The sequence below is a fragment of the Streptomyces sp. NPDC059582 genome (genome assembly GCF_042735715.1).
Lineage (GTDB): Bacteria > Actinomycetota > Actinomycetes > Streptomycetales > Streptomycetaceae > Streptomyces.
The window spans coordinates 17511-29196 of the sequence record NZ_JBHWCC010000083.1 but is presented as its reverse complement, the minus strand read 5'-3'; the positions used below and the strand labels follow the sequence as shown (position 1 = coordinate 29196).

At 69.7% G+C, this 11686-nt stretch carries 6 protein-coding genes; 2 read left to right on the top strand and 4 right to left on the bottom strand.

Annotated features, from left to right (window positions below; genetic code table 11):
• Nucleotides 1-105: 105 nt before the first annotated feature.
• Nucleotides 106-5046 carry an NAD-glutamate dehydrogenase gene (locus ACFV0T_RS39790; RefSeq protein ID WP_385790072.1) on the bottom strand — a complete coding sequence of 1647 codons (4941 nt, stop codon included), beginning with the start codon at nucleotides 5044-5046 and terminating at the stop codon, nucleotides 106-108.
• Between the two features lie 742 nt (nucleotides 5047-5788).
• Between ACFV0T_RS39790 and ACFV0T_RS39785 the strand changes: the two genes are divergently transcribed.
• A complete protein-coding gene (locus ACFV0T_RS39785) occupies nucleotides 5789-6355 on the top strand; it encodes a DJ-1/PfpI family protein (RefSeq protein WP_385790070.1) in 567 nt (188 codons plus the stop codon).
• A gap of 40 nt (nucleotides 6356-6395) precedes the next feature.
• Here the strand turns inward: ACFV0T_RS39785 and ACFV0T_RS39780 are convergent, their stop codons facing one another.
• Nucleotides 6396-7061 (bottom strand): HAD family hydrolase, encoded by a 666-nt coding sequence (locus ACFV0T_RS39780; protein ID WP_385790068.1) that lies wholly within the window; start codon nucleotides 7059-7061, stop codon nucleotides 6396-6398.
• Nucleotides 7062-7138: 77 nt separating this feature from the next.
• Complete coding sequence (locus tag ACFV0T_RS39775; protein ID WP_385790066.1) at nucleotides 7139-7654, bottom strand: DUF6912 family protein; 516 nt, start codon at nucleotides 7652-7654, stop codon at nucleotides 7139-7141.
• Nucleotides 7655-8072: 418 nt separating this feature from the next.
• Here ACFV0T_RS39775 and ACFV0T_RS39770 point away from each other — a divergent pair, with 418 nt between their 5' ends.
• Nucleotides 8073-8702: an Rv3235 family protein gene (locus ACFV0T_RS39770; RefSeq protein WP_385790076.1), complete on the top strand. Its 630-nt coding sequence runs from the start codon at nucleotides 8073-8075 to the stop codon at nucleotides 8700-8702.
• Nucleotides 8703-8814: 112 nt separating this feature from the next.
• On the opposite strand, the gene secA is transcribed toward ACFV0T_RS39770, so the two are convergent.
• Entirely contained in the window at nucleotides 8815-11631 is a 2817-nt protein-coding gene (gene secA, locus ACFV0T_RS39765; RefSeq protein WP_385790064.1) for a preprotein translocase subunit SecA, read from the bottom strand.
• Nucleotides 11632-11686: the final 55 nt, after the last annotated feature.

Below are 11686 nucleotides of genomic sequence, written 5' to 3'. Positions count from 1 at the left end.
CCCCGAGCCACAGTGGCTCGGGGCGCCTCTCGTCGAGGTGACGTGCCTACGTCCTACAACTACGTCCGACGAATGCGTCCTACGAATGCGTCCTACGAATGCGTCCTACGAATGCGTCCGCAGCAGCGTCCGCATCGTCCGCATCGCCACCGACAGGTTGGCGAGGTCGAACGTGTCCGAACCCTGGATCTCCTCCAGCGTCGTGCGCGCCCGGCCCAGGATCGGCGCGTTCTTCTCCTCCCAGGCCTTGAAGCGCTGCTCGGGGGTGGAGGTGCCGTTGCCCGCGGCGAGGACGTCGGCGGTCAGGGCCGCGTGGGCCGCGTAGAGGTCCTCGCGGATGGAGGCGCGGGCCATGGACTGCCAGCGGTCGGCACGCGGCAGCTCGATGATGCGGTCCATGAGCTGGGTGATGTGCAGACGGTCGGCGAGGTCGTAGTAGACGTCGGCGACGTCCAGCGGCTCCTTGCCCATGCGGTCGGCCACCGAGACCACGTCGAGCGTCGGGAAGGCGGAGGAGAACCCGGCCACCCGCGTGGCCAGTTCGTCCGGGACGCCCGCGCCCGTCAGCTCCTCGTAGATGTGCTGGTACCACTCCAGGTCCGCGCCGCGCAGCAGCTTCGGCAGCTGCTGCCAGACCTGCTCGACACGCTCGGCGAAGAAGTCGACCGTCTCGGCGAGTTGGAGCGGCTGGGGCCGGTTGTTGAGCAGCCAGCGCGTGCCACGCTCGACGAGCCGGCGCGAGTGCAGCCGGATCCGGGTCTGCACGGCGGCGTCGACGCTGTTGTCCAGCGCCTCGACCGCGTCCCACACCGAAGCCGAGCTGAAGATCGCGCGGGCCGCGGTCTGCGCGCGCACGATCTCCTCCAGCGACGCGCCGGTCTCCTCGCGCAGCCGGTGCAGATAGGTCGTACCGCCCGTGTTGACCGTGTCGTTGACCAGCACGGTCGTGGTGATCTCCCGGCGCAGCGGGTGCTTGTCGACGTACTCGCCGAACTGCTCGCGCAGCGCCGTCGGGAAGTACGCGTGCAGCAGAGCGCGCAGGTACGGGTCGTCGGGAAGCGTGGTGTGCAGCAGCTCCTCGGCGACCGTGATCTTCGTGTACGCCATCAGGACGGCCGTCTCCGGGCTGGTCAGCCCCTGGCCGGAGTTGAGGCGCTCACGGATCTGGCGGTCGGTGGGCAGGAACTCCAGGGCCCGGTCGAGGTGGCCCTCGCGCACCAGGTGGCGGATGAAGCGCTGCTGCGCGTGGAGCATGTCCTTGGACTGGGCGAGGGCGTTGGCGATCGCCGTGTTCTGCGCGTAGTTGTTGCGCAGGACCAGCGCGCCGACCTCGTCGGTCATGTCGGCGAGCAGCTTGTTGCGCTGCTTGACGGTCATGTCGCCCTCCGCGACCAGACCGTTGAGCAGGATCTTGATGTTCACCTCGTGGTCGGAGGTGTCCACGCCGGCGCTGTTGTCGATGGCGTCGGTGTTGATCCGGCCACCCTGGAGCGCGAACTCGATCCGGCCCAGCTGGGTCAGGCCCAGGTTGCCGCCCTCGCCGACGACCTTGACGCGCAGGTCCCGGCCGTCGACGCGGATGGCGTCGTTGCCCTTGTCACCGACGTCGGCCTGGCTCTCGGTGGACGCCTTGACGTACGTACCGATGCCGCCGTTCCACAGCAGGTCCACCGGGGCCTGGAGGATCGCCTTCATCAGGTCGGCCGGGGTCAGCTTGGCGACCTTGGCCTCGATCCCGAGGGCCTCGCGGATGTGGCTGTTGACCGGGATGGACTTCGCCGTACGCGGGAAGATGCCGCCGCCCGCGGAGATGAGCTCGCTGTCGTAGTCGGCCCAGGAGCTGCGCGGCAGTTCGAACAGACGGCGGCGCTCGGCGTAGGAGGTGGCAGCGTCCGGGTTCGGGTCGATGAAGATGTGCCGGTGGTCGAACGCGGCGACCAGCCGGATGTGCTCGCTCAGCAGCATGCCGTTGCCGAACACGTCACCGGACATGTCGCCGATGCCGACGACCGTGAAGTCCTCGACCTGGGTGTTCACGCCCAGCTCCCGGAAGTGCCGCTTCACGGACTCCCAGGCGCCGCGGGCGGTGATGCCCATGGCCTTGTGGTCGTAACCCGCCGAGCCGCCGGAGGCGAAGGCGTCGCCGAGCCAGAAGTTGTACGACTGCGCGACCTCGTTGGCGATGTCCGAGAACGTCGCCGTGCCCTTGTCGGCCGCGACCACCAGGTAGGTGTCGTCCTCGTCGTGCCGCACGACGTCCGCCGGGGGCACGACCTCGCCGGCGACCATGTTGTCGGTGATGTCGAGCAGCGCCGAGATGAAGGTCTGGTAGCTGGCGATGCCCTCGGCCAGCCACGCGTCCCGGTCCACGGCCGGGTCCGGCAGCTGCTTGGCGACGAAGCCGCCCTTGGCGCCGACGGGCACGATGACGGTGTTCTTCACCATCTGTGCCTTGACCAGACCCAGGATCTCGGTGCGGAAGTCCTCCCGCCGGTCGGACCAGCGCAGCCCGCCGCGCGCGACCTTGCCGAAGCGCAGGTGCACACCCTCCACCCGCGGCGAGTGCACCCAGATCTCGAACGCCGGACGCGGTGCCGGCAGATCGGGGATCGCCTGCGGGTCGAACTTCATGGAGACGTAGTCGTGCGGCTTGCCGGTCGCGGTCTGCTGGAAGAAGTTCGTGCGCAGGGTCGCCTTGATCACGGTGAGGAAGGACCGCAGGATCCGGTCCTCGTCGAGGGACGCGACCTGGTCGAGCGCGGCGTCGAGCTCCTCCAGGAGCGCGTCGACGATCTCCAGGCCGGCCCGCTGGCGCTCCGGCGACATCCGCGCCTCGAACAGGGAGACGAGCAGACGGGTGGTGTGGACGTTGTTACGGAGGGTGTCCTCCATGTAGTCCTGGCTGAAGGTGGAACCGGCCTGGCGCAGGTACTTCGCGTACGCCCGCAGCACCGTCGCCTGCCGCCAGGTCAGCCCGGCGCTCAGCACGAGGGCGTTGAAGCCGTCGTTCTCCGCCTTGCCGGTCCAGGTGGCCTCGAACGCCTCCTGGAAGCGCTCCCGGCCGTCGTCACCGAGGTAGTCGCCGTTGCCGCCGCCCAGCGACTTGGGGATCCGCAGGCCGAAGTCGTAGATCCAGGCGATGGCACGGTCCGAGCAGCGCAGCTCGTACGGCCGCTCGTCGATCACCTCGACGCCGAGCCGGTTGAGGACCGGCAGCACGGCGGAGAGGGAGATCGCGGCGCCCTTGCGGTAGATCTTGAAGCGGCGCTCGTCGGGGGCGGCGCCCACCGGCTCGTAGAGGCTGAGCGCGAAGTCGTTGCCCGCTTCCTCGGTGAGACGTTCGAGGTGGACGAGGTCGGCGACCGCGGCCCGCGGGGTGTGGTCGGCCTTGTAGCCCTCGGGGAAGGCACCGCTGTAGCGGCGCAGCAGCTCGGCGGCCCGCTCCTCGCCGCACTCGGCGTTCAGCGCCTCGCCGAACGCGTCGGCCCAGGACCGCGCGGCCTCCACCAGGCGGGCCTCGATGCGGTCCTTGTCGGCGTCGCTGAGCTGCGGCAGCTCGGTGCCCTGCGGGACCCGCACGACGAAGTGCAGCCGGGACAGGATCGACTCGGTGTTCCAGGCGGTGAAGTCGACGCTGATGCCGCCGAGCTCCTCCTTGAGGATGTCGATGATCCGCAGCCGGACACCGGTGGTGTAGCGGTCGCGGGGCAGGTAGACGAGAGCGGAGTAGTAGCGCCCGTACTCGTCCTGGCGCAGGTACAGGCGCAGTCGGCGCCGCTCCTGGAGGTACAGCACGGACGTGACGATGGACTGGAGCTCGTCGACCGGAGTCTGGAAGAGCTCGTCGCGCGGGTAGGTCTCCAGGATCTGGAGCAGGTCGCGCCCGTCGTGGCTGTTGGGCGAGAAACCGGCCCGCCGCAGGACCTCGTCGACCTTGCGCCGGATGACCGGCACGCGCTGCACGGACTCGGTGTAGGCGGCGGAGGAGAACAGCCCCAGGAACCGCCGCTCGCCGACGACGTTGCCGTCCGCGTCGAACCTCTTCACGCCCACGTAGTCGAGGTACGACGGCCGGTGCACGGTGGAGCGGCTGTTGGCCTTGGTCAGCACGAGGAGCTTGTGCTCGCGGGCCTTGGCGCGGGCGTCGGCGGGGAGCCGCTCGAAGGAGGGGCTCACGGGGTGGCTCTCGTCCGCGGAGTGCTGCGGGTCGGAGCGCAGGATGCCGAGGCCCGTGCCCGGGACGGCGGCCAGGGAGTCGTCTTCGCCCAGCCGGTACTCGCGGTAGCCGAGGAAGGTGAAGTGGTCGGCGGCCAGCCAGCGCAGCAGCTCGCGGGCCTCCTCGACCTCGGGCCTGGCCATGTCACTGGGCACGGGCTCGTCCGGGAGACCGTCGGCGACCCGGACGGCCGTGTCCCGCATCTTCTCCCAGTCCTCGACGGCCTCGCGGGCGTCGGAGAGCACCCGCAGCAGATCCGCGGTGATCTGCTTCAGGTCGGCGCGGTCGGTCTCGCGGTCGATCTCGACGTGGATCCAGGACTCGATGTGCACGTCGTGCGGCAGCTCACCGGCGGGCGGCTCGGTGAGCACCTCGACGAGCTTGCCGGTGACATCGCGCCGGACGACGATCTGCGGGTGGATGACGGCGTGGATGCCGCGCCCCTGCCGGGTCAGTTCGTTGGTCACCGAGTCCACGAGGAAGGGCATGTCGTCGGTGACGACCTCGACCACGGAGTGGCTGCACGTCCAGCCGTTCTCCTCGACGGTCGGGGTGTGCACCCGGACGTTGGCCGTGCCCTGCGGACGGTTCTCCGCCAGCCGGTAGTGGGAGAAGGCGGCTCCGAAGACGTCGACCGGGTCGCGGTCGGAGAGGTCCTCCGGAGCGGTGTGACGGTAGTAGCGCTGGAGGAACGCGAGTACGGAGTCCCGGTCCGGGGCCCCTTCACTCGTCGTCCCAGTCGGTAGGTGCCCCCCGACCGGGCTGTTCTCAGCGACCCGGGCGGCCCTTCCGAGCAGCTCGGCCTTGGCTTCGTCCAGCTTGGTCTGCATTGTCCTCTGGCTCCTGTCGCGCGCCGTTGCGTGACGTAGAAGGAAGTACGGTCTCTTGCCTTCCGACGTAACGCCGCGACGCGGGGTCTCCGGTCTGCTCCGACGCTATGCCGCAAGGTGAGATGAGCGGGGGTTTATCAGCCATGTTCGACACGTCCACGGGATGTGACGCTGCTCTCTGTCGCGTCCTTGCCCGGGAGGTGTACGGCGTCCTGGGAGCTCTCGAAGCCCCGTCCCGCCCGCGAAGACCAGCGACCGCCGCCCGGTCACGGAGGTACTCCGTGCGGCCCGGGCGCAGGGCGGAGGCAACAGTGCCCCCGCGAGCTATCGCGCTGATCACGCCACTAAGGCTATCGCTCATGACGGGGGGCCCGTCATGAGCCGTATGTGTACAAAACAGGGGGTGGAACTTTGACACTCTGCACAGAGGCGTACGGAGGCGCGACGTGCAGTGGGGCCGTCCGGACCGAACAGGACCCAGTGACGGAGCCTCTGGGGCGTGAAGGGCCGGAGCGGCGGGAGGGGTAGGAACAGCGGGCGTGGTGGGGGTGGTGGGCGTGGTGGAGGTGGCGGGCGCGGTAGGAGCAGCGGACGTGGTGGAGGTGGCGGGCGGTGTGGGGGTGAGAAAAGTCGACGTCGGCCCCACCTGCGCGCACCCTGAAAACGACCGCGCCTCTTGGCAACCCCGCCCGCACGCGGCAGGTTGCCCATGACAGTCCACGCCCGAGGGGAGCCGCCCGACATGCCAGCGAAAATCCTCATCCTCACCGGCGACGCAGCAGAGTCCCTGGAGGTCCTCTACCCCTACCAGCGCCTCCTCGAAGAAGGCTACGAAGTCGACATCGCGGCCCCCACCCGCAAGAAGCTCCAGTTCGTCGTCCACGACTTCGAACCCGGTTTCGACACCTATACCGAGAAGCCCGGCTACACCTGGCCCGCCGACCTCGCCTTCTCCGAGGTGGACCCCGGCCAGTACGCCGCCGTCGTCATCCCCGGCGGCCGCGCCCCCGAGTACCTCCGCAACGACCCCGAGCTCCGCAAGATCCTCAAGTCGTTCTTCGACACGGACAAGCCGGTCGCCCAGATCTGCCACGGCCCGCTGCTCACCGCGGCGATCGACGGCCTCCGCGGCCGCCGTGTCACGGCCTACCCGGCGCTGGAACTGGACATGCAGGCCGCCGGCGCCACCTTCCAGGACAGCGAGGCCGTGGTGGACGGGACCCTGGTCTCCGCCCGTGCCTGGCCGGACCACTCGGCCTGGATGCGCGAGTTCCTGAAGGTGCTGCGCGCGAAGGCACCGGTCACCTGACCCACGCCGTCACCCTCCCCCGCGCCCCGCACGGATACCCTCACGCTGCCAGCCGCTGGGCTTCCTCGACGGCCTCCGCCAGCGTGTCCACGACCGGCACGCCCACCTCCTCCAGGCTGGCCCGGCTGTGCGATCCCCCGGTGTACAGCACCGCCCGCGCCCCCGCGTGCAGCGCGGCCACCGCGTCGTCGGCCGCGTCCCCGATCACCACCGTGCGGGCGGGATCCACCCCGGCGAGGACCCCGAGGTGGCGCACCATGTGCTCGGCCTTGCTGCCTCCGGACGGCCCCACCCGCCCGTCGACCCGTACGAAGTGCGGCTCGATCCCGAATCCCCGCACCAGCGGGACCAGTTCGTCGTGCACGTACATGCTCAGGATCGACTGGCTCTGCCCCGCCGACCGCCACCCCGCGAGCAGTTCGGCCGCTCCCTCGGTGAGAGCGCAGGCCGCCCGGTGCTCGGCGTAGTACCGATGGAAGATCTCGTCCATGACCTCCCACTCGGCGTCCGTCGGCAGCCGCCCTATCAGCCGCTCGTAGAACTTCGGCACCGGCACGCAGTACAGCGACCGGTAGCGCTCCAGCGTGATCGGTGCGAGTCCCAGCTCGACGAACGCGGCGTTCGTCGCCCCGATGATCGCCTCGTTGTCGTGGAACAGCGTCCCGTTCCAGTCCCAGACAATGTGCGCAGCTTCGTGCTTCCCCATGCCAGAAAAGCTACCCGCCGCCACTGACATTCAAGAGAACCGCAGGTCGCAGCCGAGCGGCGGGGCGGCGGACGGCCTCAGCCCGCGAGTCCGACCAGGTTCGGGATCTCCTGCGTCGCGTACCACAGCAGCTCGTGGTCCTCGGCCCCGTCCACCACGAACTGCGCGTCGTCGTCCCCCGCGTCCGCCGCCGGGAGCGCCCGCGCCGCGGCCGTCACGTCCGTCTCCGCGTCCCCCGCGTCGACGTGCACCGCGGCCGCCTTGCCCAGCGCCACCGTCCCCGCGACCCGCACCTCGCCGAGCGCGGCCGGGTCGAGCCCCCGGTCGGGGTCTGCGGCAGCCGCTCCGTCGGGTACGTCGACGGCGACCACGACCCGCCGCGGCGCCGCCCCCGCGTCCGCCGCGAGCAGCCGCAACGAGGCCAGGGCGGCCCGGTTCAGCGCCGCGTACTCCAGTTCCTCGATGTCGTCGGAGAGGTACCACTCCCGCAAGCCCGGCGTGACGGCGTACGCGACCAGCGGTCCCGCCGCCAGCTCACCCGTCCTGTACGCCTCGGCGAGACCGGAGAGGGTCAGGGGGACGTAGACGCGCATGGCTGGCCGCTTTCGTGGTCGGGGGTTCGGGCGACCCCGGCGAGGGCGGTCGCCGCGCCTCCCGGAGGGCCTTCAGGATACGTGCGGGAGTCCCCTTTCGGGTCCTCGCCCACCACCCTCCACACGTCCACCCGGCGCCCCGGAACTCACCCGGCGCACGCCCACGGGGCCGGGCCGGCCGCCCCCTCGATCACCCTGATAGGTGAACCTGCCGCGCCCCTCGCCATGGGCGGCCGCTTGCTTGCCGCTCCGGTCCGCGACCCCGTACAAGATCCCCAACCGCAAGTTACCCACCGGTATCACCCCGGGTCGGAATCCTTCGCCCGGGCCGTGGCGCCGCCGGACTTATGGAACGGGGACTCACATGAACAACATCGGCAATGTCGGCAACGTCGGCAACGTCGGCAACATCGGCAACATGGACAAGGTGATGACCAGGACCCGCCGCCACACCGGCGGCCGCCCGCCGGTCCGCCACGACACCCGCCGCCCCGGTGGCGGCCCCACCCGCACGTCCCCGGGAACGGGCCCCTCCCGCACCACCTCGACCGCTGCCTCTGCCTCTGCCTCTGCCTCTGCGACCGCCACCGCAACCGCCGTCCCCGCCTCCCCGGCCGTGCCCGTCGTGCCCGTAGCGCCCGTCGTGCCCGTAGCGCCCGTCGTGCCCGTCGTGCCCGTCCAGACGCCCCGCAGGCCGGTTCCGCAGCCCCGCCCCACCGATGTCTTCGCCGAGCGTCTCCTCGCCGTGCTCAGCGGCCTGCGCCCCGTCCACTGCATGCTGCGGCACACCCTCGGCCGCGCCTACGACGAACTGGCCTGGCTCGCCGAACGCGGCCCCCTGCGCACCACCCGCGGCATCCGCCCCGTCGTCCGTGACATCGGCTACTACGTCCCCCGCCCCGGCGCCATCGAGGCCTTCGCCCGCATCAGTGCCGGCGACCGGCTGCGCGCCATGGCCTTCCGCCTGGAGCTGGGCGCCGACCGGCGCTGGCGCTGCACGGCGGTGGAACTGGGCGGTCCGCGCAGGCCCCGCACGGACGAGGACTGAACCGGCGTACGGCACCCACCCACGCCGAAGGGCCGGGCACCCCGGAGGATGCCCGGCCCTTCACGACCCGCTGCTCAGGTCACTGCTCTAGCCCGCTCCGCACGGGCGCACGTCACTTCTTGCGACGACGCCCGGCCGCACGCCCCTGCTTGCGGCGCTCCGCGCGGGTGAGGCCGTCGGCCTCCGAGCGCACCGGCTCGTCGTCGTCGGCGAAGTCGCCCTCGACGATGCCGCCCTCGCCGTCCACGGTGGGCGCGGAGAAGTGCAGCCGGTCCCGGCGCTGCGGGGCCTCCAGGCCCTTGGCGCGGATCTCGGGACGCGAACCGGCCTGCGCCGGCACCACGTCCTGGGGCTCCTTGTCCAGCGACGGCTGGGCGACCGGGACCTCCTCGACCTGCTGCTCGACCTGGACCTCCAGGTTGAACAGATAGCCGACGGACTCCTCCTTGATGCCCTCCATCATGGCGGTGAACATGTCGAAGCCCTCGCGCTGGTACTCGACCAGCGGGTCCTTCTGCGCCATGGCGCGCAGGCCGATGCCCTCCTGGAGGTAGTCCATCTCGTAGAGGTGCTCGCGCCACTTGCGGTCGAGGACCGACAGCACGACCCGGCGCTCCAGCTCACGCATGATCTCGGAGCCGAGCTGCGTCTCCCGCGCCTCGTACTGCTCGTGGATGTCGTCCTTGATGGACTCGGAGATGAACTCGGCCGTCAGACCGGCACGGTCACCGGCCGCGTCCTCGAGCTCCTCGATCGTGACCTTCACCGGGTAGAGCTGCTTGAACGCGCCCCACAGCCGGTCGAGGTCCCAGTCCTCCGGGAAGCCCTCGGCGGTCTCCGCGGAGATGTACGCGTCGATGGTGTCGTTCGTGAAGTGCTGGATCTGCTCCTGGAGGTCCTCGCCCTCCAGGACGCGGCGGCGCTCGCCGTAGATGACCTCGCGCTGCCGGTTGAGGACCTCGTCGTACTTCAGGACGTTCTTGCGGGTCTCGAAGTTCTGCTGCTCGACCTGCGACTGGGCGGACGCGATCGCGCGCGTGACCATCTTGTTCTCGATCGGCACGTCGTCGGGCACGTTGGCCATCGACATCACGCGCTCGACCATCTGCGCCTTGAACAGCCGCATCAGGTCGTCGCCGAGGGAGAGGTAGAAACGGGACTCGCCCGGGTCGCCCTGCCGGCCGGAACGACCGCGCAGCTGGTTGTCGATACGACGCGACTCGTGCCGCTCGGTACCGAGGACGTACAGACCGCCGAGCTCCTCGACCTCGTCCTTCTCGGCCTTGACCGCCTGCTCGGCCCGCTCCAGAGCGGCGGGCAGGGCCGCGGCCCACTCCTCGATGTGCTCCTCGGGGTCGAGGCCGCGCTGGCGCAGCTCCGCCTCGGCCAGGTCCTCGGGGTTGCCGCCGAGCTTGATGTCGGTACCACGGCCGGCCATGTTCGTGGCGACCGTCACCGCGCCCTTGCGGCCGGCCTGGGCGACGATCGTCGCCTCACGGTCGTGCTGCTTGGCGTTGAGCACCTCGTGCTGGACACCGCGCTTGCTGAGCTGCTGCGAGAGGTACTCGGACTTCTCGACCGAGGTGGTGCCGACCAGGATCGGCTGGCCCTTCTCGTGCTTCTCGGCGATGTCGTCGACGACCGCGTCGAACTTGGCGACCTCGGTGCGGTAGATCAGGTCGGACTGGTCCTTGCGGACCATCGGCTTGTTGGTCGGGATGGGGACCACGCCGAGCTTGTAGATCTGGTGGAACTCGGCGGCCTCGGTCATCGCCGTACCGGTCATGCCGGACAGCTTGTTGTAGAGGCGGAAGAAGTTCTGGAGGGTGATCGTGGCGAGCGTCTGGTTCTCGTCCTTGATCGCCACCCCTTCCTTCGCCTCGATCGCCTGGTGCATGCCCTCGTTGTAGCGGCGGCCGGCGAGGATACGGCCGGTGTGCTCGTCGACGATCATGACTTCGCCGTCGATGACGACGTAGTCCTTGTCCTTCTTGAAGAGCTCCTTGGCCTTGATGCCGTTGTTCAGGTAGCCCACGAGGGGGGTGTTCACCGACTCGTAGAGGTTGTCGATGCCCAGCCAGTCCTCGACCTTGGAGACGCCGGACTCGTGGATGGCGACGGTGCGCTTCTTCTCGTCGACGTCGTAGTCACCGGTCTCCTCGAGGCCCTTGAGCGGGTTGCCCGCCTCGCCCCGCTTCAGACGCGTGACCAGCTTGGCGAAGTCGCCGTACCACTTGGTGGCCTGGTCCGCCGGGCCGGAGATGATCAGCGGCGTACGGGCCTCGTCCACCAGGATGGAGTCGACCTCGTCGACGATCGCGAAGTTGTGACCGCGCTGGACCAGCTCGTCCTGCGACCACGCCATGTTGTCGCGCAGGTAGTCGAAGCCGAACTCGTTGTTCGTGCCGTACGTGATGTCGCACGCGTACTGCTCACGACGCTGGGCCGGCGTCATGTTGGCCAGGATGCAGCCGACCTCCAGGCCCAGGAACTTGTGGACGCGGCCCATCATCTCGGAGTCGCGCTCGGCCAGGTAGTCGTTGACCGTGATGAGGTGGACGCCGTCTCCGGAGAGGGCGTTCAGATAAGCCGGCAGCGTGCCGACCAGGGTCTTGCCCTCACCGGTCTTCATCTCGGCGACGTAGCCGAGGTGCAGCGCGGCACCGCCCATCATCTGGACGTCGTAGTGGCGCTGGCCGAGGACGCGCTTGGCGGCCTCACGCACGGTGGCGAAGGCCTCGGGCAACAGGTCGTCCAGACTCTCACCGTCGGCGTAGCGCTGCTTGTACTCATCGGTGAGGGCCCGCAGCTCGGCGTCGGAGAGGTCGGCGAAGTCCTCTTCGATGGAGTTGACCTGGTCCGCGATGCGGTGCAGCTTGCGCAGGATCTTGCCTTCGCCTGCACGCATGATCTTCGAGAGGACGGACACGGGGCTTGGTCTCCTTGCCGGTCGGGCCTGGGACGGTCGGTTTCCGTTTGACTTA

Coding starts and splice junctions, on each gene's coding strand:
- ACFV0T_RS39790 (WP_385790072.1), bottom strand. CDS start 5,046: ATGCAGACCAAGCTGGACGAAGCCAAGGCCGAGCTGCTCGGAAGGGCC.
- ACFV0T_RS39785 (WP_385790070.1), top strand. CDS start 5,789: ATGCCAGCGAAAATCCTCATCCTCACCGGCGACGCAGCAGAGTCCCTG.
- ACFV0T_RS39780 (WP_385790068.1), bottom strand. CDS start 7,061: ATGGGGAAGCACGAAGCTGCGCACATTGTCTGGGACTGGAACGGGACG.
- ACFV0T_RS39775 (WP_385790066.1), bottom strand. CDS start 7,654: ATGCGCGTCTACGTCCCCCTGACCCTCTCCGGTCTCGCCGAGGCGTAC.
- ACFV0T_RS39770 (WP_385790076.1), top strand. CDS start 8,073: ATGGACAAGGTGATGACCAGGACCCGCCGCCACACCGGCGGCCGCCCG.